At 46.3% G+C, this 25,059-nt stretch carries 29 protein-coding genes and 1 other RNA gene; 18 read left to right on the top strand and 12 right to left on the bottom strand.

From position 1 onward, the window contains the following. Nucleotides 1-71 precede the first annotated feature (71 nt). The 3 genes from rsmI to M0413_RS06750 all read left to right on the top strand — a co-directional run bounded on the left by rsmI (nt 72) and on the right by M0413_RS06750 (nt 2,774). Nucleotides 72-917, top strand: coding sequence for a 16S rRNA (cytidine(1402)-2'-O)-methyltransferase (gene rsmI / locus M0413_RS06760; RefSeq protein ID WP_037424211.1), 846 nt, complete (start codon nt 72-74; stop codon nt 915-917). Nucleotides 918-992: 75 nt separating this feature from the next. Then, nucleotides 993-1,346: RNase P RNA component class A (gene rnpB, locus M0413_RS06755), an RNA gene on the top strand. Between the two features lie 39 nt (nt 1,347-1,385). After that, a complete protein-coding gene (locus M0413_RS06750; protein ID WP_330130968.1) occupies nt 1,386-2,774 on the top strand; it encodes a DUF6538 domain-containing protein in 1,389 nt (462 codons plus the stop codon). A gap of 88 nt (nt 2,775-2,862) precedes the next feature. Here the strand turns inward: M0413_RS06750 and M0413_RS06745 are convergent, their stop codons facing one another. Continuing rightward, entirely contained in the window at nt 2,863-3,600 is a 738-nt protein-coding gene (locus M0413_RS06745; protein WP_249553569.1) for an HIRAN domain-containing protein, read from the bottom strand. Then, nucleotides 3,587-4,585 carry a HipA domain-containing protein gene (locus M0413_RS06740; protein ID WP_249553567.1) on the bottom strand — a complete coding sequence of 333 codons (999 nt, stop codon included), beginning with the start codon at nt 4,583-4,585 and terminating at the stop codon, nt 3,587-3,589. Before M0413_RS06740 ends, M0413_RS06745 begins: the two co-directional genes overlap by 14 nt. A 147-nt stretch (nt 4,586-4,732) precedes the next feature. Between M0413_RS06740 and M0413_RS06735 the strand changes: the two genes are divergently transcribed. From M0413_RS06735 to M0413_RS06705, 7 genes are all read left to right on the top strand, one after another. Continuing rightward, nucleotides 4,733-5,401 carry a recombinase family protein gene (locus M0413_RS06735; RefSeq protein ID WP_249553565.1) on the top strand — a complete coding sequence of 223 codons (669 nt, stop codon included), beginning with the start codon at nt 4,733-4,735 and terminating at the stop codon, nt 5,399-5,401. A gap of 202 nt (nt 5,402-5,603) precedes the next feature. Next, the gene (locus tag M0413_RS06730) at nt 5,604-5,912 is read left to right on the top strand and encodes a hypothetical protein (RefSeq protein ID WP_249553563.1); all 309 of its coding nucleotides are present in this window, start codon (nt 5,604-5,606) and stop codon (nt 5,910-5,912) included. Continuing rightward, nucleotides 5,912-6,247, top strand: a complete 336-nt coding sequence (locus tag M0413_RS06725) for a hypothetical protein (protein WP_249553561.1) — start codon at nt 5,912-5,914, stop codon at nt 6,245-6,247. The genes M0413_RS06730 and M0413_RS06725 overlap by 1 nt, the downstream gene beginning before the upstream one ends. A gap of 1 nt (nt 6,248) precedes the next feature. After that, complete coding sequence (locus M0413_RS06720; RefSeq protein ID WP_249553559.1) at nt 6,249-6,428, top strand: hypothetical protein; 180 nt, start codon at nt 6,249-6,251, stop codon at nt 6,426-6,428. Further along, on the top strand, nt 6,421-6,942 hold the full coding sequence (locus M0413_RS06715; RefSeq protein ID WP_169548301.1) for a helix-turn-helix domain-containing protein: 522 nt from the start codon (nt 6,421-6,423) through the stop codon (nt 6,940-6,942). The genes M0413_RS06720 and M0413_RS06715 overlap by 8 nt, the downstream gene beginning before the upstream one ends. A gap of 77 nt (nt 6,943-7,019) precedes the next feature. Continuing rightward, entirely contained in the window at nt 7,020-8,123 is a 1,104-nt protein-coding gene (locus M0413_RS06710; protein WP_249553557.1) for a hypothetical protein, read from the top strand. Nucleotides 8,124-8,708: 585 nt separating this feature from the next. Continuing rightward, on the top strand, nt 8,709-9,221 hold the full coding sequence (locus M0413_RS06705) for a DUF1993 domain-containing protein (protein WP_037423051.1): 513 nt from the start codon (nt 8,709-8,711) through the stop codon (nt 9,219-9,221). Nucleotides 9,222-9,258: 37 nt separating this feature from the next. On the opposite strand, the gene M0413_RS06700 is transcribed toward M0413_RS06705, so the two are convergent. The 6 genes from M0413_RS06700 to M0413_RS06675 are packed head-to-tail and all read right to left on the bottom strand — an operon-like array spanning nt 9,259 to nt 13,171. After that, a complete protein-coding gene (locus M0413_RS06700; RefSeq protein WP_249553555.1) occupies nt 9,259-10,575 on the bottom strand; it encodes a sensor histidine kinase in 1,317 nt (438 codons plus the stop codon). A gap of 2 nt (nt 10,576-10,577) precedes the next feature. Further along, on the bottom strand, nt 10,578-11,240 hold the full coding sequence (locus M0413_RS06695) for a winged helix-turn-helix domain-containing protein (protein ID WP_037423056.1): 663 nt from the start codon (nt 11,238-11,240) through the stop codon (nt 10,578-10,580). Next, nucleotides 11,240-11,506 carry a PepSY domain-containing protein gene (locus tag M0413_RS06690; protein WP_037423059.1) on the bottom strand — a complete coding sequence of 89 codons (267 nt, stop codon included), beginning with the start codon at nt 11,504-11,506 and terminating at the stop codon, nt 11,240-11,242. The genes M0413_RS06695 and M0413_RS06690 overlap by 1 nt, the downstream gene beginning before the upstream one ends. After that, a complete protein-coding gene (locus M0413_RS06685; protein WP_047538659.1) occupies nt 11,499-12,062 on the bottom strand; it encodes a diheme cytochrome c in 564 nt (187 codons plus the stop codon). The genes M0413_RS06690 and M0413_RS06685 overlap by 8 nt, the downstream gene beginning before the upstream one ends. Nucleotides 12,063-12,109: 47 nt before the next feature. Further along, nucleotides 12,110-12,541, bottom strand: coding sequence for a DUF1924 domain-containing protein (locus M0413_RS06680; protein WP_047538656.1), 432 nt, complete (start codon nt 12,539-12,541; stop codon nt 12,110-12,112). 33 nt (nt 12,542-12,574) lie between these two features. After that, nucleotides 12,575-13,171 carry a cytochrome b/b6 domain-containing protein gene (locus M0413_RS06675; protein WP_037425122.1) on the bottom strand — a complete coding sequence of 199 codons (597 nt, stop codon included), beginning with the start codon at nt 13,169-13,171 and terminating at the stop codon, nt 12,575-12,577. A 207-nt stretch (nt 13,172-13,378) separates the two neighbouring features. On the opposite strand from M0413_RS06675, the gene M0413_RS06670 reads away from it, so the two are divergent. Together M0413_RS06670 and M0413_RS06665 are read left to right on the top strand one after the other, a co-directional pair. Further along, a complete protein-coding gene (locus tag M0413_RS06670) occupies nt 13,379-13,801 on the top strand; it encodes a ribosomal maturation YjgA family protein (RefSeq protein ID WP_249553553.1) in 423 nt (140 codons plus the stop codon). A 28-nt stretch (nt 13,802-13,829) separates the two neighbouring features. After that, nucleotides 13,830-14,327: a hypothetical protein gene (locus M0413_RS06665; protein ID WP_249553551.1), complete on the top strand. Its 498-nt coding sequence runs from the start codon at nt 13,830-13,832 to the stop codon at nt 14,325-14,327. On the opposite strand, the gene M0413_RS06660 is transcribed toward M0413_RS06665, so the two are convergent. Next, nucleotides 14,324-15,241 carry a LysR family transcriptional regulator gene (locus M0413_RS06660; RefSeq protein ID WP_249553549.1) on the bottom strand — a complete coding sequence of 306 codons (918 nt, stop codon included), beginning with the start codon at nt 15,239-15,241 and terminating at the stop codon, nt 14,324-14,326. The genes M0413_RS06665 and M0413_RS06660 overlap by 4 nt on opposite strands. 137 nt (nt 15,242-15,378) lie before the next feature. Here M0413_RS06660 and M0413_RS06655 point away from each other — a divergent pair, with 137 nt between their 5' ends. Then, nucleotides 15,379-16,140, top strand: coding sequence for an SDR family NAD(P)-dependent oxidoreductase (locus M0413_RS06655; protein ID WP_249553547.1), 762 nt, complete (start codon nt 15,379-15,381; stop codon nt 16,138-16,140). Nucleotides 16,141-16,209: 69 nt separating this feature from the next. On the opposite strand, the gene exaC is transcribed toward M0413_RS06655, so the two are convergent. After that, a complete protein-coding gene (exaC, locus tag M0413_RS06650; protein ID WP_037423082.1) occupies nt 16,210-17,730 on the bottom strand; it encodes an acetaldehyde dehydrogenase ExaC in 1,521 nt (506 codons plus the stop codon). A 369-nt stretch (nt 17,731-18,099) separates the two neighbouring features. Here exaC and M0413_RS06645 point away from each other — a divergent pair, with 369 nt between their 5' ends. Further along, entirely contained in the window at nt 18,100-19,959 is a 1,860-nt protein-coding gene (locus M0413_RS06645) for a sigma-54-dependent Fis family transcriptional regulator (protein ID WP_249553545.1), read from the top strand. A 58-nt stretch (nt 19,960-20,017) separates the two neighbouring features. On the opposite strand, the gene M0413_RS06640 is transcribed toward M0413_RS06645, so the two are convergent. Further along, entirely contained in the window at nt 20,018-21,367 is a 1,350-nt protein-coding gene (locus tag M0413_RS06640) for an ATP-binding protein (RefSeq protein WP_249553543.1), read from the bottom strand. A gap of 14 nt (nt 21,368-21,381) precedes the next feature. Then, on the bottom strand, nt 21,382-22,068 hold the full coding sequence (locus tag M0413_RS06635) for a response regulator (protein ID WP_037423088.1): 687 nt from the start codon (nt 22,066-22,068) through the stop codon (nt 21,382-21,384). Nucleotides 22,069-22,427: 359 nt separating this feature from the next. Here M0413_RS06635 and M0413_RS06630 point away from each other — a divergent pair, with 359 nt between their 5' ends. The 4 genes from M0413_RS06630 (at nt 22,428) to M0413_RS06615 (ending at nt 25,027) form a co-directional block, all read left to right on the top strand. After that, nucleotides 22,428-22,916, top strand: a complete 489-nt coding sequence (locus tag M0413_RS06630; protein WP_050991289.1) for a Spy/CpxP family protein refolding chaperone — start codon at nt 22,428-22,430, stop codon at nt 22,914-22,916. Nucleotides 22,917-22,966: 50 nt separating this feature from the next. After that, nucleotides 22,967-23,857 (top strand): cation efflux pump FieF, encoded by an 891-nt coding sequence (gene fieF, locus M0413_RS06625; RefSeq protein WP_037423092.1) that lies wholly within the window; start codon nt 22,967-22,969, stop codon nt 23,855-23,857. A gap of 47 nt (nt 23,858-23,904) precedes the next feature. Further along, a complete protein-coding gene (locus tag M0413_RS06620; protein WP_249553541.1) occupies nt 23,905-24,315 on the top strand; it encodes a hypothetical protein in 411 nt (136 codons plus the stop codon). 154 nt (nt 24,316-24,469) lie between these two features. Continuing rightward, nucleotides 24,470-25,027: a porin family protein gene (locus M0413_RS06615; RefSeq protein ID WP_047538633.1), complete on the top strand. Its 558-nt coding sequence runs from the start codon at nt 24,470-24,472 to the stop codon at nt 25,025-25,027. The last annotated feature ends 32 nt before the right edge of the window (nt 25,028-25,059 follow it).

The raw sequence follows: 25,059 nt of genomic DNA, 5'->3' as shown, positions 1-25,059 counted from the left end.
AGATGCTGCCTCTAGTTTAACCTTCTCTTGCGCTTGACGAAAGTCTTGGCACTGTCATTACAGAGGTATATATGGACCAAAGCGTCGCACTCTACATCGTTCCCACTCCTATTGGTAATTTGGGGGACATGAGCCCACGTGCTATTGACGTGCTCAGTCAGGTTGCATTAATTGCCTGTGAAGACACCCGCCATAGCGGCAAGTTATTGAGTCATTTTGGCATTTCAACTAAAACCATCGCACTGCACGACCATAATGAGCGTGCTCGCGCCCAGTGGATTGTGGATCAGCTAGCCGCAGGGCAGTCGATTGCGCTAATTTCTGATGCGGGCACGCCGCTGATTTCCGACCCCGGCTATCACTTGGTCTCCCATGTGCGCCAATCTGGCTTTAAGGTGATCCCGCTGCCAGGCCCCTGTGCGGCGATTACGGCGTTAAGTGCCTCGGGTTTGCCGTCGGATCGTTTTTCTTTTGAAGGTTTTTTACCTTCGAAAGAAAAAGCTCGCGCCGACAAGTTGTTAGAACTAAAAGAAGATCCGCGCACGCTGATTTTTTATGAATCTCCCCACCGTATCGAACATAGCCTAACGACTATGGTTGAAGTGTTAGGCGGTGAGCGGCAGGTGGTGATGGCGCGTGAAGTGACTAAAACCTTCGAGACCTTTCTCAGCGGCCCAGTGGCTGAGGTATTGGCTACCGTCAGCAACGATCTTAACCAGCAAAAAGGTGAGATTGTGCTGATGGTGCACGGTCACCGTGCGGCCGAGGATGATGAAGCTATCCCAACCGTTGCCATCAACACACTCAAGTTACTCTGTGAAGAATTGCCGCTTAAAAAGGCCGCCGCCATTGCCGCGCAAATTCACGGTCTTAAAAAGAATGCCCTGTATAAGTTCGGTTTAGAGTCTGATTTATAAGCAGATCTAACAGATAGACACACACTGGCAGGATTAACAGTGGTACGCGCAGATTGCTTAGGCTATAATCCGCGCCGAGTTGGCCAGACAGTCGCCGCGTTCGCAAGAACGGGGAGGAAAGTCCGGGCTTCAAAGAGCGGGGTGCCAGGTAACGCCTGGGCGGTGTGAACCGACGACAAGTGCAACAGAGAGGAGACCGCCATCATAGCCTCGGCTAAGGTGGTAAGGGTGAAAGGGTGCGGTAAGAGCGCACCGTGCGGCTAGCAATAGTCCGTAGCAAGGTAAACTCCACCCGAAGCAAGACCAAATAGGGTTCCGTATGGCGTGGCTCGCGTTGGAACCGGGTAGGTCGCTTGAGCCTGTGAGCGATTGCAGGCCTAGATGAATGACTGTCCACGACAGGACCCGGCTTATCGGCCAACTCAAACCTTTCGAAATAGAAGGCCTCGCAGCGATGCGAGGCCTTTTATGTTACAGACTGTGCTACAAACTGAGCTACAAAATCTCCCCTATACCTTTCAACGGAATGGGATCTATTACTTGCGGATTCGTGTTCCAAAACTTGTGCAAGAAGCTACAGACCTTCCTCCTGTTATCCGGCAAAGCCTTCATACCAAATCCTCAAGAATAGCGCGAAAGATTGTGGCCAATGTGATTAGTCAATTTGATGATTTAAGGAGTTCATTGGTGGCTAAACAGATAGAAAACACGATTCAAATGGGTTTAATTACCTGTCTGACGGGTTCATTTGAGTTGAAATTTGAAGGGAATAGTCTCAGCGAAGAAAGGAAAGAGCTATCTGCATTTATGAAAGAGTATCCTCAGCACTTTGAGGCTCCTCTGACAAAAGTTATTGAAGTCGATGAATGCGAGTCAAAACCTACAATTGCGGAAATGTCTAAGAAGTGGCTCGAGAGCTGTACGCATCTAAACCACGATGATATGCAAGCCAGAATTAGACATATGGCGTTGATTGTTTATTTACATGGTGAACTTTCGGTTGATCTCAATGGAGCACAAGTCGATGAATTGCTTTCGGTTAGTTCACGTATGCCAAGAGGGAACCTTAAGGATTACAAGAACAAAGAACTCTCGGAACTTATGGAGTTAGCTTTACAGGATGAAGTACCTGATGAGGATCAAATAACGAATAACACTCATTGGCTAAAGACATACCAAGGCTTTTTCCGTTGGTTGGTCATGGAGCGAGTTTTAGATGTTTCGCCTATGGAGAAAAGAAGAGTTAAGTCGAAAAATGGTGAGGATCGAGGAGCATTTGATATACCGACAGCTAAGAAAATTATCGACTTTGCGCAAGGTTGTGAAAGGCTACATTTAAAGTGGTCATTGTTAATCATGGCGTATTCTGGCATGAGAAATAATGAAATCCAAAAACTCACTAAAGGAAAGGTTCTACGATGTCCTATGACTGGCATTTGGTACATGCAAATTCAGTTCGGTAAAACAGATGCATCCACTCGGAAGATTCCTATCGCAGAGCCGTTAATTCAACTAGGTTTCATGGATTATGTAAATTCGTTTAAGAATGCAGAAGATCGTTTATTCGATGTATCAGAGCGCTATCTGACCTCTCGCTACCCTGAAATCCGCAAACAAATCGGTTTACCAGAAAGGGATGTTGAGGGTAACAAGTTGACTCTCTATTCATTCAGGCACACGGTCATTTCTTTGATACGAGCGAATGGGGCAAATGAGTTTCTAAGTAAGGCTATTGCGGGTCACAAATCCTCTAAAAACGGAGATGGAATTCATGATAAATACTCTCATATTTATCTAATTTCATTGGATAAGTTGAAGCCGCTGCTTGATGGATTAGTATACGAAACAAACTTCTAGGACTTTAGAACACCTAATAATTAAAAAGCCGAGAGCCATAAATTATAGTTCTCGGCTTCTATGTAGATATTTATATAGGGAATTTCAATTAAACAATAAACTGATACTCACTTTGATCTGTAAACTGTTCAAAATTATCCGAATTTAGTTTCCCTTCAATTTTGCACATTAATCGATAATTTATTGGTGCATCTGAAGTGATTTTTTCAACTGTGACATTGAGATAATCTGTTGTATCCATCAACTTGCTAATATCTCTGGCTAAATATCTAGGGCAGAAACCTACAATTTCTGGAGGATGGTTTGCTCTAACAAAAACAGCTTCGCTATCGTAAGGATTTTGACAATCTTTACATAATAGTAATTTTTCACCTTCCAAAAGATTATCAATTCTCTCTTGAGCCTGCTGAGGCAAATAACTTAGCCCATGCAAAAAAAAGTAGTGAGTAAACAAACCTGACTCATCGACTTCAATTTTCCTAAACATTTGTAGTTGGTCAGTATTTCTAATACCACCAGAACGAGCAAGAATATTTACAGGAGTAGCTTCACTTTCTGATAGTCCGAGCCATTTAATAAAGCTTGGGTATTCAGGACGTTTTTGTGAAAGTAACCTATTATTAAATAAAGGAAATAATTCATCAGAATGATATGAGTTATTTAGATTTTCCATACCACTAAAAGGAACAAAACTTTCAGAAACCAATGCACCCTTTGTGTAGTGGAAATCATAACCTTTTGAAGCTTGTGTTAAAGCACCAACGACATGCCAGTCTCTAGTCTCTGGCGCCTGCCAAGCTAAGTAAACCGTGCTATGCTCTCTCATCTGTTAATAACCTTTTTTTATTTTCAAGTACCATATTCAATGCGAATGTTCTCGCGACATCTGATATTACATTGTCTGGAACATCATCAAATATACTAACTATTTTATCATCAGTTAAGTTCTTTAGTCGACCAAGCCAGTGGTTTTTAGCTGTTTCTCTTTTCTCTACGGCAGTAAAAAATGCATCTACAGTAAGCATAGGTTTTTTATCTGTTTTTAGCTTGAAAAGTTCAGAGCGAGCTTTGGACACGAAACTAATGATACGCCTATTTACATCTTTAGTATGCATTCGCTCGGTTCGTTCTGTGTCCAGTAGCTCTCTTCCTAGACTTGCTGCATGGTCATAAGTTTCGCATAAGTATTTTTCTTGTGTTTTTAAATCAATCACAATCGCCCAATTTTCGTGGTGTCTGTCCTGATTGCTTATCAGTGCATCTAACATGAGATATCCGCAGAAGACATCACCAGCATTTAGTCCTTCAATGTTGTCCCACCCATCAGGCGGTTGAACATTGTTTTTGTCTAAACAACCTAGAACACGATTGATAGTATGTTCTTTGATCCTAACGATTTTTTTTACTTGGTCTTCGGGGTCTGGGTAAGCAGCAGGGCTATCTTTGTGCAGAACTTCGTTACCCATTACCATGCGTCGCGTTTCAGGAATAATATTAGGCGTAACAACTCCCATGCGAGAATTTACACATGCCATGTCATATTGTGCATGAGGTATAAACAGCGCTTTACACATCTGCTCTGCAATTTTTTCAGACCAATGCTCACCTGTGTTCGCGCGCGAGTATTTAAAGAGCCATTTAATTGACCTTCTGTCTCCTTCTTGGGCATTTCCATATGAAAACCAAAACTTTTCTTTGGTTCCCAGTTGTTCGAGGTCTTCGGGGTTGACGTTTAGTTCTTTTACTTCATATGGCATAAGTTGCTTGTTGTCAAAATGGTGGTAGCAGTGAGATGCTTGCTCAGGAGTCAAATATTCTTTTTAGACTTGATTAAAACACTAATAGTTCATAGATAAAAGATTAATTTTTAATAATTTCCTATAGGTAGCGTTGTTGTCATGTAGTATACTTCAATGAATACATTTGGTATAACGTAGGAATGCGGCTTTCAGAGCCAAATGAATACACCTAAATGTAATGACTTGAGACACCACATGCTGAATACACCTAATCTTACCATTCGTGCCTACCTTCGAGCTTCAACCAAAGATCAAGACAGCTTACGCGCCAAACCGGAGTTAATCGCCTTCGCTAAAGCTCACCACGTAAAGATTACGACCTTTTATCAAGAAAACGTATCAGGAAACGACCCTGACCGCCCAGAGCTAAATCGGCTTATTGAGGAAGCATCCGAGGGGGACATTCTGCTCATTGAGAAGATGGATCGCTTGAGCCGCTTACCTTGGGAAACTTGGCAGAGTTTAAAGAGCAAGATTGCGAGTAAAGGGATCATCATTGTGATAGCCGACCAACCTCAAACACATTCAGCACTAACAGCAAACGATGTGAATTCCGGCTTCATTCAAAAGGCTCTTACTAACTTTATGATTGACCTCGCAGCGGGTATGGCTCGGGACGATTACGAAACGAGAAGGGTTAGACAAGCCCAAGGCATTGCTAAAGCCAAAGCCGAAGGGAAAACATGGGGAGGTCAAAACAAGGATGAAAAGCTTCACCAAGCGATTCACACTCACCTGCAAACGATGAGTATTCGTAAAACTGCCGAGATGCTCGGGTGTTCCGTTTCAACAGTCCAAAGGGTAAAAAAGCAAAACTCGATCAAATAAGAAGCGATCGAACTAAAAGAGCAAAATATTTTGCTGGCACTAACCCGCTGATAAAGATCTACTTTTCTATATATCCACGAATTATGCACAGCTTACAAACAGTTGATGTAGCTATGTAATGTAGCTACATTTTTTCATTATGTGTATAATGCAGGTGTCTGAATCGTAAAGATTTATCCTTATACAGAGTAAAGTAAAATTTATGAGAAATAACATATCTAAAACACTAGATATCTTAATTCTGGATCTCCAAGATCAAGGTTTAGAATTAAGCTATTTAAATCAGCTTTCAGAGCACGAGATTTATCGACTAGCTAATAAATACAAGCAGAATGAACCCCAAAAAATCTCATTCGAGGAGCAAGAACTAATCAATCAACAGTCCAAGCAAAAAGAAGCGCAGAGGAAACAGAGACAGTTAGAGCAGGAGGTCAAGGAAACCTCTAAATATCAACACTTAGGTGGTTTATACCGAATCAGCGCTTCTTTAGCTAAACAAGGACTTAAATAATGTTAGATAGAATTAACTTTTGTTCAGATCTCGTTTCTACAGCCATTAACGCCATTGAGACGAATGATCAAACCTCGGCACTTGCAAACCTTAATGCACTCAAGAATGTCATTAACGGCCTAAAGTTTGGTGATCAAGTCACAGCGAAAGCAATCAAGCAGGTCGCAAAGAACACTGGCCTTGATGACATTAAAGCGTTGGAAGCCTTGGTGCTCACTGGTTGCACTACTTTTGGGCGTGGTCATGGCCTACAACAATCCACATTGGCAGACTTCTTACTTCGTGAAGCTAATATCGCTAAAAACGTAGCCTTGCCGATCTTGGGGGTGAAGTAATATGAGCATCAACGCAAGCCACCCTATTCGTATACGTAAAGAGCTGAATGAAATCATCATTGGGATTGCAGAGCACTCCGATATGGAATATCGAGATTTGGTTGCGTATTTGATCGCTGAAGGTTTAAACACCTTAAGATTACGGGCAGGTTTAAACGAATTAGGAGAAGTTATTGGCTAAGACACCGCCCCATATCGAAGGCGAAGTTTTAGCGATGATTGCGGCAGGTTACTCACTTGCCGCTGTATCAAGCCAGTTCGGCCTTTCGTATCACACCGTCAGAGGCATTCAGAAGCGAGCAGGTATCAAATCCGGTGAAATTAAGAAGCAAGTTATCCTCAAATATCAAAATGCCCTGAAAGACTCCCTAGCTAGTGATTTCATAAGAGATAAGGCATCTGCCCTGCTTATGGATGATCTAGCTTTGTCGTCAAAGCTACGCAGTAAATTACATGTGCTTTTGGATGAGCTACCGGACTCACCAAGGGACACCAAAGAGGCGGTACTTATTGCACGTTCCCTGTCTGCAATAGCCACCAGCTTAAAGCTTTCAAACGACACCCTAAGAGCAAGCTTTAAGTTAGGTGAAGAACCTGAGGTCAACGAAGATCTACCGGAGTTGATAGTAAGAGAAATGCTAGAGGTTGAAATTCTCGATGTAAAAGGGAAATTCACTACCGTAGAAGCTTCCTAATGTCGCCTTATCTGATGCCTCTCTCGAGAGGCAATTTTTTTATTAGAACATCACTGAGTTTATAAGAGCAAACCGCTATGAAATCTAACTTCGAAACCAATCACTCTAGCCTAGAAAGTGTGCAATTTTTGCCTGAGAAAAATGGTAATGAAAATACGATTTTGGATTTCGAAAATTTAACTTCGGAAAATACCCGTATCCCAGCTGTGTTGCGGGCTATAGAGTATGCAAAAGCAGCTGGAATGGACGATAGTCCAGTAGGTAGTAATATCCATTACTATAACTTACTAGATAGAGAGCAAAAGACAACAGAGCTAGAAGAACAACAATTAGATGATTGCTTAATACAGGATGAGGCTGAAGAGTTAGAAACTCCGAAAGCAGAAGTCAAAGGTAAGGGAGCACATCTCAACAGCTATCACTACAAGCCCCTAGTTAGCATCGATAGAAAAGAGAAAAAAAGAGCACGAGAAACAAAGCTATGTCTTACCAATAGTGACGAGATTAGATTTTTCTCTAGAGAACTAGAAAACGCATTCTTGGCGATGAAAGACCTCATTACTAAGCGAATCGTTACAGGTCGCTTAGTTTTAGCCACGGTATACTTTTCTCACAAAGCCAAGGCTAAGAATCTTTCAGCTCATGCTTACGGTAAGAAGTTGAGAGAAAGAGGGTGGGGACTGCCAACCATAATTGTTTTAGAACACGGGAAGGCCTCTAAAAAGCTCTCACACGCGCATATCATCACAATCAGCGAGGAGTCTGCCTCAAATCGATTTCCTGCGCTGAGAGAGCTTCTCAAGAAGGATGCTAACCATTATGACAGTGCTATTAAGATTCAAGATAGCTACATAACAAAGTTTCGGTATACAGATTTAACCGCTTTAGAGGAAGAACAGAGTGGGAATGTGATTCCTCCAATCGAGGAGCACAATTCTGAATATTGGATGAATACGTGGCGTCCTGAAGGCTCCAATTATATCCATAGAAGATTGCCTATAGACGTCGGCATTGCAGATTATTTGTCAAAGCAACTTACCGATGAGAACGATAACCAACGACTTAATTTCATTAACTTCGGAACTATGATTAGCGATAAAAAGAGAGAGCTAGTAAAGCTATCTAGAGAGTTCAGAAAGAAATATAAGACCCCACCAGCTTCTAAAACCTCAAAGTCCTAGAAAAAACGCGTTTCCCTAAAGCCACCCGTTTCATTGTTTTTGGGGTATTTTTTGAAAATTCACCCCAAAAGCACACCAGCTAAATACTCGTTTGCAAAATTCTGACTATCCGGTAGTCTGGTTTTAGTGTGCTACATTTTGTGTCTCAAACTGAGACACAAAAGATTGTAAAGCGCCTTTAACCCTTACCATTACTGAACAGATTCCGCTGCGAGGAGTCGGCTTATCGGCCAACTCAACCTCTTTAAAATAAAAGGCCTCGCAGCAATGCGAGGCCTTTTATTTTTCAGGCAATACGATTAATCGATGCATAAAGAAGATTGATAGTTAAGCTTCTGGATAAATGCTAAGAAATTGTTTTTATGTTACTTTCTGTCATAAGAGCCGCTCGTCATTTGAGTAGAATAACTACACATCATTCCTCGTTTCGCGAGCACGAGCTTGCCAGAACGAACAAAATTTAATCTCGAAACGTCAACACGCCCTAGCAAAGCTGAAATTTTAACTCTGTTGAAATCATCCCTTTTGCCCCAATATAGTCTCTAGTGCTGCAATCTGGTGGCGTTTATCACAGGAGTTTATGTCATGCTTTATGATTTAACGGCTGTTCAATTTAGCAAGATGCTGAAAAACTTGAGTCTTATTCTGGAAAAGGGTGAGATTTTTGCCAACTTGAAGAAGGTGGATATGGCGGTATTATTGAATTCCCGCTTAGCACCCGATCAATTTAACCTGATCCGTCAGATCCAGATTGCCTGTGATACCGCCAAGATTGGGGTCGCGCGTCTAACGGGGAATTTAGATACCGTACCTAAGCATGATGATACTGAAACGACTCTGCCAGAGTTGCAAGCGCGTATTGCTTCTGTTATCGAGTACTTAGCCCAATTTACCGAGGCAGATTTTGCCGATGCGGCAACAATTCACGTCTCTCAACCACGTTGGGAAGGTAAGTATTTAACGGGATATGAGTTTGCGATTGAACATGCTATCCCAAACTTATATTTCCATGTGACGACGGCCTATGCGATTCTGCGCCATAACGGTGTGGATGTGGGTAAGAAAGATTATCTCGGCCCTATGCCTTATAAGTCGTAATTCCCATCGCACAGCGAGCATTTGCTTTGCTGTGCGTTTAATGCGGCTGAGGTAATATCACGCTAACTTTTAACCCGCCAAGTGTTGAATGCGTAAAGCTAAGTTCTCCCTGATAACTCTCGACAATATCTTTGCAAATCGACAGGCCTAAACCGTGGCCTTGAATGCTCTCATCGAGCCGAATCCCTCGTTCCGTAATCACCGTTAAATCGCTATCCGATACACCTTCGCCATCGTCGCTGACCTCAATCAGATACGCTCGATTGCTGGTATTTGTCTGTTCAATACAAAGCTGTATCTGTCGACGCGCATGCTTGCAGGCGTTATCGAGCAGATTGCCAAGCAGTTCCAGTAAGTCGTCCCGGTCAAAGGGAATCACCAGTGCTTTATCAAACCGATAATCAATTTTGCGCTCTGGATAAATGCGCTGCATCACTTGGATGAGTGGCGGCAGATCGTCATTGAGCACGGTGAAACGCCCCGGAGTGGAGAGCCCGACGATTTTAGTGCGCTTAAGCTCTCGCTCAATAATATGGTGCAGATCTGCGAGCACCTTACTGCCTTCGCGTCTTTGCTCTGGCGCTAGGCTATCGAGGTAGGATTGTAGCCCTTGCAGAGGGCGTTTCATTTCGTGGGCAAGATTACCCAAGGCATTGCGTGAGCGTTGTACCCTTTGCCCCAGTTGATTCATGAGGCGTTCGATTTCCTCAATCAAAGGGCTAATTTCTGTTGGCGTGTGCTGGGTATCGATTTCTTGACCTTGGAGCCGCAGTTGCCTGATGGCATCTGGCATTTGCTCTAGCGGTTTAAAGCCCCGTTTGAGCAACAGGTGTTGGGCAAATAACAGGATCATAATGGTCAGCAGTACCACTACCGCCGCAAAGCCTAAAAAGCGTAATTGGGTTTGCTCGAGCGAGCTAATGTCTTCGGTCACCCAGAGGGTAATGGTTTGCCCATTTTTGACGATTGTCTGACTGAGCATCAGCCAGTGTTCTTGGCCAACGTATTGAGTGGCTTGTTGTTGCTCGCCAATTTTAAGATTGGGGAGTGAAACTATATGGTCAAACAGCGAGCGGGAACGTAATAACTGCTCACCGATGTTAATTGCAAAGTAGTGGCCTGAATTGACCCTGTGATACACATTGGGGAGCCTGTCTGTACTCAGCGACCAAGTGCCATCGGCTTGCGGTTCGAGGGCGGAGATCAGGCTATCGGCATCGTGTTGCAGACGCGAGGCAACAAAGTCTTGGGTTAAGATTTGAATGCCTTGAAATAGCAAATACAGCAATAGCACCATGGCGCAGGTGAGGGTGATAAGCAGGTTTCTAGTGAGATAGGCTTTGAGTGAATACACGCTTATGCATCCTTGAGTCGATAACCTTGGCCGCGCCGCGTTTCGATATAATCTTTGCCTAAGCGTTGGCGGAGTCGGTTGACGTACACTTCAATTACATTGCTGTCTTTGATTTGTTCCTCTTCGTAAATGCGCTCGCTCAGCTCGGATTTGGACACAATCTTAGTCGGGTTGGCCATTAAATAATGCAACAGGCGATACTCAATCTTAGTGAGCTCGATAACTTCCCCTTCGGCATTGGTCACAGCTTGTTTATCCACATCGAGAGAGACGCCAGCATGTTGCAGCAGATTATCGGCGCGGCCAAAGTGTCGGCGGATCAGCGCTTCTAATCTGGCGAGCAGCTCCTCAACATGGAAAGGTTTACCGAGATAATCGTCGGCGCCGGCCTTAAGGCCATCGACGCGTTCGTGCCAGGCATCGCGTGCCGTAAGAATTAACACTGGCATCAGCAGGCCCTTTTGGCGCCATTGGCTCAGCACACTTAAACCCGGCTTACCGGGCAAGCCTAAATCGAGGATCACCGCTTCGAAGGCTTCTTCCTCACCGAGAAAGGCGCCATCGATGCCGTTATTGGCATGTTCAACGGTATAGCCCGCCTTGTTAAGGGCGGGAATGAGGCGAGCTACTAAGTCGGCATCATCTTCAATCAAGAGTAAGCGCATTAGTCGACCTTTTCCTTAAGCCATTCACCGGTTTTGGCATCGATCTTAATCTCATAGACAATGCCATCGTCGCGCAGGATTTCGAGTTCATAGATGATGCGGCCGTGTTTTTGCTCGACCTCAAGGTCGAGCAAACGTCCCTTTAACCGTGATTCATAGCGTTGCATGATGGTGTCGAAGGGTAATACTTTACCCTCCTTCACCCATTCGACCACTTTGTTAGAGAGGTCGTCATCATGGGCTAGACAGCTTGGGCTGTTAATCATCCCAGCGGCCAAAGCCAGGAATATTAACGGTATCTTCATCGAATATGCCCTTCTCTGCGAGGTTGTGGCAATTGCTACATTGGCTGAATGAGCCGACTTTGGGGTTATCTTGCACCATGCGCCTTGGGATCTCATCGTGCTTACGGATAAAAAATGCCTGCTCGGTAATTTTTTGTGGCCCCATATCAACAATTAAAGGTTTGCTATTTTTCATCACCTTACCATTTTGCGCGGCATGTTGAACGAGATATTGCTCAATTCTCGCAGTTGCTTCAGGCGTCAGGCTGGCATCATCACCAAAGTGATTGTTTAGGTTGTTGGTAATTGCCTGCCACTTGTCTGCGGGCAGTAAATTTGCGGGATACGCCATATGGCAGCTGCCACATTCTGCCGAGTATTCTGCATTTTGTGGGATGGCTTGATTCAGCTCGCGACCATCGTCGGCATAACCCGTGCTGGTAAAGGTTAAGCTGAGCCCTACGACGCCTATCGCCAGGGCGAGGGCAGTCAGTGTGGAACCGGCAATCCAGCTTAGGGGATGGGCTTGTTTAGTCATGGTATTTCCTTACGTTTTGCTTACTAAAATGGATGTGGATAACGCCTTTATTGCAAACTTAGCCACAGCAGTACGTCGCCTTTTTCTTGAGGCGTGCACTCGCGTTTAAAGGTCCAGTTACAGTTGCGGTTAAACCATTTCTCAATCTTGGCCGCATCGGTTAAACGGTTACTGGTGAGCGACGGCGCCATGGCCTCAATGGGTTTTCGGGTATTTTGATGCATACCTGGGTCTGTCACTTTGGCGGTGTGACAGCTGGCACAGCTGCGATCCTCACTCTGCTGTAGCCACAGTGCTTGTCCTGCATCGGCGCTAAAGGGGCCTGCACCTTGTGCTTGATATTGTTGCAGTTGTAAGCCAATTCGCTCGGCACTGAGTGGCAAGCTGGCGACCTTGGTATTGGCGGCACTGACATTAACACTGCTGAGCAGTAGCGCAGTGATTGCTAGTCCGATGCTGTGTTTATTCACGTAGTTCATTTCTGACTCCTTTGAACGGTCGAGTTGCGGCGGTTATTGATGTTCATCTTGTTGGATCAGCGGGCGCTGCTTTTTACCTGTCAGCATGGCTCTGACGAGGTTTTCCTTATGCAGCAGGCTGCTGACAATCACGCCGCCGATATGGGTCGCTATTAGAAACAGGCTGAAGTTGGCGAAAAACTCATGTACTTCCTTCAGTGTGCCCTCGGGCCAAGTAGCGAAAAAGCTTGTGGCCAGTGGACCTTGGCCATCGGTGGCATAAAGTGCCATGCCGGAGAAGCCAGTGAACCCTATGCTGAGGATTAGGGCGACTATCATCAGTGCGCCTGCGGGATTGTGGCCGATGTAATCCTTAGCCTTGCCCGTGAAGAGTTCCTTCAGGTAAGTCCAAGCGATGTTCGGACGGGTGACAAAGTTGATAAAACGCGCATGGTGAGTGCCAATCACGCCCCACAACAGGCGAAATACCAGCAGGGTTAAGATGCTGTAGCCGGCGTAACTGTGGATGTTCATCCATTCGTCTTCGCCTTCGGTGAGGTAGGCTAAGGTAAAAAAGCCCACCAATGACCAGTGAAAGATACGGATCAAGGGATCCCAGACGTTGATGTTTTGCTGCATATTTGAGGACATGATCTGTTGCTCCTAAGGTGGTGTGCTTGCAGGCTACTAAAGCCAAACTTAAACGACGCTTAAATTTTGCGGAGTGAACTTGCCCGCTGTTCTGTTGAGTGAACTGGGCAAATAAGTGAGAAATCCATCGAACTAAGCTTGTTAAGGTATTGGTATTAAGCTAGATTTTGCCGCTTCATCTTCGAGAGGTAAGGGAGCAACCTGTTTATGCCAGTCCATCTTTTTAGCCGTCAGCCCGATCGAAAATCTTTTTTAATTTATGCGGTGCTGTTATTTATCATCGAAGTGTTGATCGCCCGTTTTGTGCCTTCGGGATTTATTCGCGGTTTTGTCGGTGACGTGTTAGTCGTGATCCTATTGTTTTGCATAGCGCGCACGCTAGTGCCCGTGGTGAATGCAAAAGGGGAATCAATCAATCGCTTTTGGCACACGCCATGGTTGGCATTGGCTGTGTTGCTGTTTGCCTTCGCTATCGAATTTGGTCAGTATTGGGGCTTAGTGGACAAGCTGGGGCTGGGCGGTAACCGCTTGGCGCGAATTGTGATTGGTAGCCATTTCGACCCACTCGATTTGCTGGCGTATTTTGTGGGATACCTGATATTGATGGGCTTGTATTGGAAGCGAAATTAGCTATTTCAAGACAAAGGAAGGATACCGCATGCAGCCGATAACAGCCTTCACACTGCGAGTGTCCGATACCGAGGCGCTCACTCAGCCTTTATATTTCAATCAGCAAGCTACTGGGGCCAAGATTGCGGGAAGGCAGCTTGAGGCACAGTACTGCTGCATTTTACCTAATGGCACCCAAGGCTATTTACTGCTGACCTCCTACGATTGCCTCTTTGAAGAATCGACCGAGTGCAGCCTGCTCGATGCAAATTTTAAATTAGTGGCGAGTCGCTCCCTCTCGCAAAGTTATCATTCGTTTTTACTCTATGCCCATTGGCCTGTTGCGGATAATGGCCTGCGGCTGCATTACTACGATCAGTTAGTTTGGGATTTGCATATTCTGCCAAGCCGTTTAGGCCGTTTAGGCCGGTTCGGCGGTCCGCGTCTCGCATTTAGCCCCGTAGCCAATCCTGAGTGCGATCCTCGCACCGCAAGCTCGATGGCGGAACTGTCGCAGCGGTTAGGGAATATCGAAACTGACCGTTAACGCGATACTAAAAAAGGCGTCAGCAACTTGGTTAACCAAGCCATAAATACCTGAAGGCGCTTTGAAAGATGGCGTCTATGGGGATAGAGCAAGCTCACTGGCATTGAGGGTGCAGGGTAATCTGGCAAGAACTCTATCAGTTCGCCAGTTTGGAGATATTTTGCCACCCCAATATTCGGCGCTTGAATAATCCCTAAACCCGCCAGACAGGCCGCGCTGTAGGCATCGGCATTATTGACTGTGATTAGCTTAGGTAAGGCTAGGGCGCATAGTTCGTGATTATCTGGGCTTAGATACTCAAATCCTGAATCGCTACCGCCTAACTGGCCAACGTAATGGATGAGCTTATGCCCTTGGCTAAGCTCTTCTATATTCGATGGTTTGCCGTATTTTGCGATATAGCTTGGGCTTGCGCAGTTAAGCATCTTAAAGTGGCCAATCTTTTTAGCGATAACACCTTCTTGCTGCACGCTGCCTACGCGGATCACGCAGTCAAAACCTTCGGCGACGATATCGACTTTGCGGTCGGTACTGCTTAGCTCCAACTCAATTTGGGGATATTGCTCAATAAAGTCAGGAAGATGAGGAAGCACTAAGTTACGTGCAATCCCCGTGGACATATCGACTCTTAAGCGACCCGAAACTTGCGTCGCCTGCAACTGGAAAAGGCTTTCTAGTTCTTGATAGTCGGTGAGCAAGTTTTTACAGCGCTCATAACAACTTATGCCATCTTGAGTGAGGCGCACAGTACGAGTGGTACGTTGTAGTAAACGTGCACCTAACGCGGTTTCGAACTGAGCTACCACATTCGACACATGGGTTTTCGACAGACCTAGGCTGATACTGGCTTGAGTAAAACTCTCTAATTCAGCCACCCGCATAAAAATTTGCATGGCTTGTAGTCTATCTTGCATCGCAATTGTTCTTTAATAGCTAACAGTCTTGCCATTTATAGTGTGTTTATCCCTCTTTGTGCAAGTAATAAGCTGTGTGCAGTGGAATCGCCATGCTGTGCGGCGGCATTAACATAGATGAATGAAGAGGATACACAATGAACACAACTCCCATCGCGCTGATCACCGGTGCAAGCCGTGGCTTAGGTAAAAATGCGGCTCTGACCTTAGCCGCACAAGGTGTTGATATTATTCTTACTTACCAAAGTAATGTCGCTGCCGCCGCCGAGGTGGTTGCGGAAATTGAATGGCACGGACGCAAGGCTGTCGCGTTACCGTTAGATGTGGGTGATAGCCAGTCCTTTAGTGATTTTTCTCAACGCGTTAAAACCGCACTCGAACAGACTTGGCAACGGGATAGTTTTAACTATCTAGTTAATAATGCTGGGATTGGTATCCATATGCCCATGGCTGAAACCAGTATGGAGCAGTTCGATACTTTGATGAATATCCATGTCAAAGGACCTTTCTTTTTAACTCAGGCGTTGCTGCCTCTGCTTGCCGATAATGGCAGTATTATCAATGTCTCTACGGGGTTAACGCGCTTTGCTGTTCCGGGATTTGGTGCCTACGCCACCATGAAAGGCGCGGTCGAAACCATGACCAAATACTGGGCGAAGGAGCTTGGTCCACGCGGGATTCGTGTTAATGTGCTGGCTCCCGGTGCAATCGAAACGGACTTTGGTGGCGGTGCCGTTCGGGATAACCGACAGATGAATGAGTTTTTAGCGCAGCAAACGGCGCTGGGGCGGGTGGGATTACCCGAGGATATTGGCGGTGCAATCAGTGTCTTATTGTCACCCGCTGCGGCGTGGATAAACGCGCAACGTATCGAGGCATCTGGCGGTATGTTCTTATAGTTCAACGCGATAAAAATAAAGAAAGGGCCAATGGCCCTTTCTTGTTATCAAGGCAAAGTTTCAGCTGGGTTAGAAGAACCCGAGCGGATTGATATCGTAGCTTACCAATAGGTTTTTGGTGTTTTGATAGTGATTGAGCATCATTTTGTGGGTTTCACGGCCGATGCCCGACTTCTTATAACCGCCAAAGGCCGCGTGGGCAGGATAGGCGTGGTAGCAGTTAATCCAAACGCGACCCGCTTGAATGCCTCTGCCCATACGTTGGGCACGGTTCATATCCCGAGTCCACACGCCTGCGCCTAGGCCATATTCGGTATCGTTGGCAATTGCTAAGGCTTCGGCTTCATCCTTGAAGGTGGTGACCGAAATAACCGGACCGAAGATTTCCTCTTGGAAAATCCGCATCTTATTATGGCCTTTCATAATCGTTGGGCTGATGTAATAGCCTTTGCTTTGCTCGCCCTCAAGCTGGCAGAGCGAGCCACCTAAGAGCACCTGCGCGCCTTCATCTTTACCAATGGCAAGGTAACTTAAGATTTTATCGAACTGTTCTTGGGAGGCCTGTGCGCCCACTTGGGTGGCGGTATCCAGCGGGTTGCCCTGCTTGATGGTTTGCGCACGGGCGAGCACTTTTTCGATAAAGCGATCGTAAATCGACTCTTGGATTAACACTCTTGATGGGCAAGTACAGACTTCACCTTGGTTGAAGAAGGCCAGCAACATGCCTTCGACGGCCTTATCTAAATACTCGTCTTCGTGGTCCATCACATCGGCGAAATACAGGTTAGGCGATTTACCGCCGAGTTCTACTGTCGATGGGATCAGTGATTCGGCGGCACATTTTAAGATGTGGTAACCCACTTCGGTGGAGCCAGTAAAGGCCAGTTTAGCGATACGTTTGCTGGTGGCGAGGGCTTGGCCCGCTTCGGCGCCAAAACCGTTGACGACGTTGAGGATGCCGGGCGGCAGCAGATCTTCAATCAGTTCGAGTAGCACAAGGATAGAGACCGGCGTTTGCTCGGCGGGTTTGAGTACCACACAGTTACCTGCGGCGAGCGCGGGGGCGATTTTCCATGCTGCCATTAATAGCGGGAAGTTCCACGGGATGATTTGCCCGACGACACCTAAAGGTTCAGGGAAGTGATAGCTGACGGTGTTGCCATCAATATCGGCGGCGCTGCCTTCCTGTGCTCGAATGCAGCCAGCGAAGTAACGGAAATGGTCTACAAACAGAGGCAAGTCGGCGTTGAGAGTTTCACGCACCGCTTTGCCGTTTTCCCAGGTTTCGGCAACGGCTAAGTATTCGAGATTTTGCTCAACGCGATCGGCGATACGCAGCAGTAAATTCGCACGCTCGGTGACCGAGGTTTTTCCCCAAGCATCCTTAGCGGCGTGGGCCGCATCGAGCGCCAGTTCGATATCGCGATAGTCGGAGCGGGGAATTTTACAGAAGTTTTGACCATTGACGGGGGAGCGATTATCGAAGTATTCGCCGTTAACTGGGGCGACCCATTTGCCACCGATAAAGTTGGCGTATTTTTCTTTAAAGTTAACGATGGCACCAGGAGTTCCGGGTTGAGCATAAATCATAGTGTTATTCCTTCTGTGGCTGCCGAAAACGCTAAATGTGTAGCGTCTCAGCATGGGTCTTGTTGAAATAGGTTTGAGCACTGTTGTTATTTTTATCCTTTGCCAATCGGATTGACTGACAAAGTTGTTGATTAAGTTGGTGTTCTCTTACGCAACACTTGAGTACTGCGTATAAACGGATATCGCAAGGACAGTGCCAAACTGGCAGGAGTTGTACACTTGTTGAGCTAACAGTATGATGAAAAGCTAATTTTGCAGATCCCAAACAATAGGGGCATTCACGGAAGGAAAGGTGCCCTGTGGTCATTTTGTCATCCAACGACACACCATAGGTGTGCCGAAATGGAACAGCGCTCGGGGAGCATGGCTATGACAGTAAAACCGCATTTCCCAACCACACAGGCATGGTTAGCCGATTCATGGCAGCGCAGCTTAGGTGCTGGCTTATCAGAGTTTCGTGCTGGTGAGGATCTCAGGCTCACGCGCGCTGAACTCAAACATAAACATGAGCAATATCAGCAACTCATCGAATTAGTACAATCCCATGCCTTACCGCTGTTTAATCAACTGATGGCGCACTCCAATAGTCGATTATTGCTCTCCGATGCCGACGGTTATGTGCTGAAACATTGGGGTGTGAGCCGCTATTCCAGTAAGTTAGCGGATGTAGCGCTTGATATTGGGGTTAACTGGCTTGAACAGTATAAAGGCACCAATGCCATAGGGACGGCGCTCACGGCTAAGCAGGCGGTTTCAGTGGTTGGCGAGCAGCATTTTATCCGCCAAAATCGTTTTATGAGTTGTACTGCTTGCCCGATTTTTTCACCCCAAGGCGAGATGCTCGGAGTGCTCGATATCACCAGTGAGCAACAGCGGCATTCACAGCAGACCTTAATGTTAGTGTCGAGTCTGGCGCAGCAGGTCGAAACGGCGCTGCTGTGTCATCTGCCCGATAGCCATTATCGGATTGATTTAGCCGCCGAGCCGAGTTTATTAAGTTCTGGCTGGCAAGGCATAGTGATCGCTGACAGTGATGGGCGAATTGTGGGTTGTAATCCCATGGCAAAACAATTGCTGAGTCAAGCCAAGCTGGGCGATAGCCTAGAGCTGCATTTGGGAGATAGTTGGGCGCGAGCGGGGGGCTTCAATCGGGATTTGGCCCTGCACTTACAGACTCAGGCGTTGGGTGCTACGCAGACCAAAAGTGCGAAGACGATTCAAGATAAGCCGCAGAGTCAATTGGGAGTAAGGTTTCGCGATCCTTTGCTTGAGCGGGCTTGGCAGCAAGCGAATAAGGTGATTACTAAGCAGATCCCCCTACTGGTGCTTGGCGAAACGGGTGTCGGCAAGGAGCAATTTGTGAAAAAGCTCCACGCCCAGAGTGCCCGCCGCGCGCAGCCCTTGGTGGCGGTGAACTGCGCCGCCTTGCCCGCTGAGTTAGTTGAGTCTGAGTTATTTGGCTATCAGGCAGGGGCTTTTACTGGCGCTAATCGAACTGGTTTTATCGGTAAGATCCGCCAAGCCCACGGTGGTTTTTTGTTCCTCGATGAAATTGGCGAGATGCCGCTGGCGGCGCAGAGCCGGTTACTCCGGGTGTTGCAGGAGCGCGAGGTCGTTCCTGTCGGCAGTAATCAAAGTGTTAAGGTCGATATTCAGATCATCGCCGCGACCCATATGGATTTAGAGTCGCTGGTGTCGCAGGGGCTGTTCCGTCAGGATTTGTTTTATCGCCTAAATGGATTGCAAGTGCGATTACCTGCGCTGCGTGAGCGGCAGGATATTGAGCGTATTATCCATAAATTGCACCGCCGTCACCGCAGCAGCCCACAAACCTTGTGTGCTGAGTTATTGGCGCAACTGATGCGTTACGATTGGCCCGGCAATTTGCGAGAGTTAGATAATTTGATGCAGGTGGCTTGTTTAATGGCCGAAGGTGAGATTGTACTCGAGATCAATCATCTCCCCGATTACCTTGCTCAAAAGCTAATGGATCTGGCGTTTGAGCCGCAAACTTTAACTGAATTTGTCGACGCGGAAACCACGGCGCATCCGCACGAACTGGCCGAGTCTAGCTCCGCTACCATCGACTCGCTCCATGGAACCATAAATCTGAACGTGTTGCAGGCTTACCGCGCCTGTGAGGGTAATGTGAGCCAATGTGCTAAGCGTTTGGGGATTAGTCGTAATGCCTTGTATCGCAAATTAAAACAGCTCGGTATTAAGGACTAACGGTAGTTGACTGTTGATAATATAAGCCCCGCTAACTGTGTTAGCGGGGCTTATGTTTTTAGGTCGGTAAACTGATATTGACTTCAAGGCCGTGTGGCTGACGATTCTCGGCTCTGATTTTGCCTTTATGGGCGCTAATGGCTGCTTCGGTAATGGCGAGCCCCAGTCCCCAGCCACCGCTTTCCCGCTGCCTTGCCGAATCGGGGCGATAGAAGGGTTTAAAAATTGACTCAAGTTCAGCAGGGTCTATCCCCGGACCATCGTCTGTAATGGTGATCTGTACTTGGCCGCTGGCTTGGTTCGCGCGCAGGTGAATATCGCTCTGGGCATAACGAATCGCGTTGCGCAGCAGGTTTTCTATCGCTCGGGACAGGGATTTTGGATAATGGCTGAGTTCGATGGCTTCATCGATATCGATAGTGATCTTTTTACCCTGTTGATCGGCTTCAAATTCGGCATCGTCCAATACTTGGCTTAGCGACTCGGCTAAGCCAAGGCGTACCTTGGTCTCATTGGTGCTAAGTTTGACCCGCGATAGCTCCAGCAGCTCGGCAATCAGTTGTTCTAATTGCTCGGCCTCGTAGGCAATGCGGTCGGTTTCTGTAGTTTGTTGGCCTTTCTTACGGGCCAGTGCCAGTGACAATTGCAGGCGGGTCAGTGGGGTGCGCAGTTCGTGGGAAATATCACCCATTAATCGCTGTTGATTTTTGACCATGGCCTCAATCGAGTCAGCCATGCTGTTAAACGCAGTGGCGAGTTGGCCGATTTCATCGTTACGTTGGGTGGTTGCCTTATCTACCCGATTACTGAGATCACCTTCGGCGAGGGCATCTGCACTTTTCTTGAGTGAACTGAGTGGCTTACCCAAATGCCAAGCGAGTAGGGCGCAGAGTAATCCCGACATCAGTATGGCCAAACTGAGGGTGAGTAGTTTGTTTTCGATAAAGAAGAAGAACCAGGGCCGAGGATGAATATCTGGCAGTCGACCATAGAGAAAATAGGTTTCTCCCTCCAGAGTAAATTGGTGTGGGCCAAATACTAATTCATCTTTAAATTGGTGGCTAATTGGCTGTTTTTCTTCATCGGCCATCAGCATAAAACTGCGCACACCACGGCTGATTCTATTGGTGTTAATCACTTGGCCTTGGCTATTGGTGAGATACAGCCGCAGTGGTTTGCCTTCCATATCTCGATGCCTCTCCCAGCGGCGCAGAAAATCGGACTTAAGCAGAGTTGGATTTTCTTGAATGCGCTGCGCTACGGTCGCCAGTACTTTTTGCAGGTGGGGCGGGATTGGGGCGCGGTCGTGATTTTGTTGCAACAAAGGCAACAGCCCGACTAAGGCAATAATCAACGAACTACAGAGCCAAAATCCGAGCAGTAATTTGATAAATAAGCGATTAGGCACAGTTGTTCCCGCCGTTATGGTAACCAGATATAACCTTTGCCACGTATAGTTTTCACCCTGGGTCTGCCATCGCTGCGCTCGGGAAGTTTTTTACGTAGATTCGAGAGGTGCATGTCTAGGCTGCGATCGAATGGCATCAATTTTTTACCCAGCACAATTTCATTGAGCTCTTCTTTATTCATCAACTCGCCAGCATGGAGCGCTAAGGTGTGCAGCAGAGTAAATTCTGTGCCCGTGAGGATGATCAGTTGCTCATTGCAATAGGCCTCTTGGCGAGTGGGATCTAAACGCAAATCACCAAACTCTTGCGCGGGTGTTGCATGAATTTCTTGGGCGGTTAAGTGTGAGCGGCGAATGATGGCGCGAATACGGGCGATAAGCTCCCTGTCGTTAAAGGGTTTAGGCAAATAGTCATCGGCACCGATTTCAAGCCCCACCACGCGGTCAATCTCATCGCCTCTAGCCGTGAGCATCAGCACCGGTGTTTGCTTGTGTTGCCGCAGGGCGCGAAGCACTTCAAAGCCATTTAATTTAGGCAACATGACATCGAGTAAGATCAAATCGTAATCTGCAGCCAAGGCAAGTTCTAAGCCTTGCTTACCATCGTAGGCTAACGTGAGTTTAAACCCTTCGAGTTCGAGTAATTGTCCAAGGAGTTCTGACAAACCGAGATCATCATCGATTAATAATATCCGACTCATAGTGTTCCTTAATCTGGGTGAACGGGTGCTGCAGACCGGCATGGGCTCAGTAAATCGCAGGCACTTTTAGTACTTTGCCTGAGTATACCCCTTTTGATGTCAATTGCTGTGTAGCAATGTAAGCCAAAGTAAAGAATAGAGAATCTGTTTTACCTAAGCGAGTTCCAGAGTCGAGTTTCTGCTCCTTAAGGTGATTCGGGTATGGTTATTGGCGCAACTTTACACTGATTTACTCAGGTCACGCCCTCACTTACATATGAGGCTTTAGACTGTTATCGTCGAAAGTGATTCGGCTTTTAAAAGGGTCGTCACTATTTCTTATCTTTACAACATGAAGTTGAATTATTGAGGTTAATATGATGAAAACATTATCTCCTTTAAAAGCAGGTCTATTTGCCATCTTAGCAAGCTCCGCAGTATTGGCGACAGCAGTGAGTGCTGAGCCTAGCCAAGGCTGTGATCATTCTCGTGGTGAGTTTCATAAACGTGGCGATCGCATGGAGCATGATGGCATGCATAGAATGTTCGAAGGATTAGACTTAACTGATGCACAAAAAGCGGACATTAAAAAACTGTTTGCTGAGCAACGTGCAGCACGTAGTGATGATAGACCTTCGAAGGAAGAGCGTTTAGCGCACCGAACTGAAATGCATGGGTTGATCACCTCGGCCACCTTCGATGAGGCGCAAGCTAAGGCACTGCTGAGTGCTCAGCAGGAAAAACGTCTAACGCAAGCGATTGAAAGGATGAAGATGCAGAATCAAATTTACAATCTGCTGACGCCCGAGCAACAAGCTAAGTTTAAAGCGCGATTTGAAGCACAAGCTGCTAAAGAACCTCGCAGTTAAGCTTGTAAGCTGATATACAATAGAGTCATAGCTTCCCGATATAGACCCCTATGACTGAAACTTCCCAATACGATTTTTGGGTCAAATTAGCTAGCCGCGCTTCCGTGGCTACTGCTTTGACCCTTATCACAATCAAACTGTTAGCTTGGTTGTATTCCGGTTCTGCCAGTATGTTGGCATCCTTGACGGATTCATTCGCCGATGCACTCGCCTCGATTATCAATTTTATTGCCATTCGCTATGCTCTCGTTCCCGCAGATCATGACCACAGATATGGCCACGGTAAAGCTGAGCCATTAGCCTCGCTAGCGCAATCGGCTTTTATTATGGGATCGGCATTTCTATTGCTATTTTATGGCGGCGAACGTTTGCTAAATCCTTCACCCGTTGAAAATGCCACCTTAGGCGTAGTGGTTTCTGTGGTCGCAATTGTGCTGACACTCGCCTTAGTTTTGCTGCAAAAACGGGCGCTAGCGGCAACGAATAGCACAGTGGTGGAAGCCGATTCGTTGCACTATAAGTCAGATTTATTTCTCAATGCCGCGGTGCTTTTAGCACTCATATTGTCTCAATATGGCTGGTGGTGGGCGGATGGTCTATTTGCAGTACTGATTGCCTGTTACATAGGCCGGCAGGCTTTTGATTTAGGTTACCGCTCGATTCAAGCATTGTTAGATCGTGAGTTAGATGAAGAAACCCGTCAGCGGATAAAACAAATTGCTAAGGAAGATCCAAGAGTATTAGGGCTTCATGATTTACGGACGCGCCAAGCAGGTAAAACCATTTTTATTCAATTCCATTTGGAGTTAGACGGCCATTTAAGCCTAAACGAGGCCCACAGTATTGCTGATACCACAGGGCTTAGGGTAAAGGCCGCCTTTGAAGATGCCGAGGTGATTATTCACCAAGATCCCGTACAAGTGGAGCCAACGACTCAATAACCGCGGTAAAACACTAAAGCGATTATTGACATACCAAAGGAGTGGTTATGCCATGGATGCAGCGGCAGTCTCACCTGTTTGATGCTAATACGCGGCTCATCTGCCGTTATCATCGATTGTCGACTCGCTTTGAGTTGATTGCCGAGCATGTCCCCAGCGCGAGCGGGGGACTTGACTCAAACCTCTCTGATCATAATCTAGTGAATCTTCCTATGGGCGTTTGGAGCGAGCTTATCCTGCGTCAATCCTTATATTATTGGCCGAGAATTATTCCGTTCAATATTGCGCAGCGGGAGTATCGACTACATGTTTGGCCATTATTAATGTGGCGCAGTCGGGTAATTTGTGCACTATCGGGAAAAGTCATGATTAGTGAATGCCTCGATGAGCGAAAACGTCTTTCCCTTATTCGTTGGTGTTATTTCGCGATTATGAATGTATTGCGAGTCGTTAGTTAATGCTTAAGTCTCTTTTCATACATGCTCGTTTTATTTAAAGCTGAATGCTTTCTGTATAAAGTGTATTTAGCCTTTACAAACTATTACTCTTATTTTGTGTTTGTTATATTATTCGCGGCGTTTACTACTTAGGTTAACTCATTAGGGAAATGTAATGAAAAAACTATCTTTAGTTGCGGGTTCTTTACTAGCAGTATTAGTGACAGGCCAAGCTGTAGCGGCAGCTGACACCACAGGTTTTTATGTGGGTGGTGCACTAAATCGCGTGACTGTTGATGTGCTTGATGATGGAGAAACAGGGACAGGTTTCGGTGTATACGGTGGTTACAACTTTAACGAATGGTTTGGTTTAGAGGCGAATTTATTTGCAACTGGCGATTTAGGCGATAAGGATGTCGATATTTCTGCGGGTGCACTTACTTTTACACCTAAGTTTACTATGCAAATCAATGATATGTTCTCAGCTTATGCAAAGGTCGGTGTTGCATCTATGGCTATGAATATTGACGGTTTTGGTTTTGATGAAGATTTCACAGGCTATGGCTGGACTTACGGTGTTGGTATTAACGCTGCTGTGACAGAGCATTTAAATGTTCGCTTGAGTTACGATGTTACTAGCGGTGATTTAGACGCTGACCACAATTATTTAAATGTGAAAGATATCGATACCGATATTAAACAACTGGCGATTGGTGTGCATTACCAGTTCTAATTATTTAGATTAAATCTAAATAATAAAAAAGG

Origin of the sequence: Shewanella sp. 8A, assembly GCF_023475945.1 — a bacterium.
GTDB lineage: Bacteria > Pseudomonadota > Gammaproteobacteria > Enterobacterales > Shewanellaceae > Shewanella > Shewanella xiamenensis.
The sequence above is the reverse complement of the archived record's forward strand: the minus strand, read 5'-3'. Positions and strand labels throughout refer to the sequence as shown.

Bases quoted from the DNA above. Each gene is read 5' to 3' on its own strand.
- M0413_RS06680 (WP_047538656.1), bottom strand. From the start codon at position 12,541: ATGAACTACGTGAATAAACACAGCATCGGACTAGCAATCACTGCGCTA.
- M0413_RS06695 (WP_037423056.1), bottom strand. From the start codon at position 11,240: ATGCGCTTACTCTTGATTGAAGATGATGCCGACTTAGTAGCTCGCCTC.
- M0413_RS06725 (WP_249553561.1), top strand. From the start codon at position 5,912: ATGTTAGATAGAATTAACTTTTGTTCAGATCTCGTTTCTACAGCCATT.
- M0413_RS06635 (WP_037423088.1), bottom strand. From the start codon at position 22,068: ATGAGTCGGATATTATTAATCGATGATGATCTCGGTTTGTCAGAACTC.
- M0413_RS06665 (WP_249553551.1), top strand. From the start codon at position 13,830: ATGCAGCCGATAACAGCCTTCACACTGCGAGTGTCCGATACCGAGGCG.
- M0413_RS06660 (WP_249553549.1), bottom strand. From the start codon at position 15,241: ATGCAAGATAGACTACAAGCCATGCAAATTTTTATGCGGGTGGCTGAA.
- M0413_RS06720 (WP_249553559.1), top strand. From the start codon at position 6,249: ATGAGCATCAACGCAAGCCACCCTATTCGTATACGTAAAGAGCTGAAT.
- M0413_RS06710 (WP_249553557.1), top strand. From the start codon at position 7,020: ATGAAATCTAACTTCGAAACCAATCACTCTAGCCTAGAAAGTGTGCAA.
- M0413_RS06685 (WP_047538659.1), bottom strand. From the start codon at position 12,062: ATGACTAAACAAGCCCATCCCCTAAGCTGGATTGCCGGTTCCACACTG.
- M0413_RS06735 (WP_249553565.1), top strand. From the start codon at position 4,733: ATGAATACACCTAAATGTAATGACTTGAGACACCACATGCTGAATACA.
- M0413_RS06750 (WP_330130968.1), top strand. From the start codon at position 1,386: ATGTTACAGACTGTGCTACAAACTGAGCTACAAAATCTCCCCTATACC.
- M0413_RS06675 (WP_037425122.1), bottom strand. From the start codon at position 13,171: ATGTCCTCAAATATGCAGCAAAACATCAACGTCTGGGATCCCTTGATC.
- M0413_RS06645 (WP_249553545.1), top strand. From the start codon at position 18,100: ATGACAGTAAAACCGCATTTCCCAACCACACAGGCATGGTTAGCCGAT.
- rsmI (WP_037424211.1), top strand. From the start codon at position 72: ATGGACCAAAGCGTCGCACTCTACATCGTTCCCACTCCTATTGGTAAT.
- M0413_RS06630 (WP_050991289.1), top strand. From the start codon at position 22,428: ATGAAAACATTATCTCCTTTAAAAGCAGGTCTATTTGCCATCTTAGCA.
- M0413_RS06745 (WP_249553569.1), bottom strand. From the start codon at position 3,600: ATGAGAGAGCATAGCACGGTTTACTTAGCTTGGCAGGCGCCAGAGACT.
- M0413_RS06615 (WP_047538633.1), top strand. From the start codon at position 24,470: ATGAAAAAACTATCTTTAGTTGCGGGTTCTTTACTAGCAGTATTAGTG.
- fieF (WP_037423092.1), top strand. From the start codon at position 22,967: ATGACTGAAACTTCCCAATACGATTTTTGGGTCAAATTAGCTAGCCGC.
- exaC (WP_037423082.1), bottom strand. From the start codon at position 17,730: ATGATTTATGCTCAACCCGGAACTCCTGGTGCCATCGTTAACTTTAAA.
- M0413_RS06655 (WP_249553547.1), top strand. From the start codon at position 15,379: ATGAACACAACTCCCATCGCGCTGATCACCGGTGCAAGCCGTGGCTTA.
- M0413_RS06705 (WP_037423051.1), top strand. From the start codon at position 8,709: ATGCTTTATGATTTAACGGCTGTTCAATTTAGCAAGATGCTGAAAAAC.
- M0413_RS06730 (WP_249553563.1), top strand. From the start codon at position 5,604: ATGAGAAATAACATATCTAAAACACTAGATATCTTAATTCTGGATCTC.
- M0413_RS06690 (WP_037423059.1), bottom strand. From the start codon at position 11,506: ATGATTAACAGCCCAAGCTGTCTAGCCCATGATGACGACCTCTCTAAC.
- M0413_RS06620 (WP_249553541.1), top strand. From the start codon at position 23,905: ATGCCATGGATGCAGCGGCAGTCTCACCTGTTTGATGCTAATACGCGG.
- M0413_RS06670 (WP_249553553.1), top strand. From the start codon at position 13,379: ATGCCAGTCCATCTTTTTAGCCGTCAGCCCGATCGAAAATCTTTTTTA.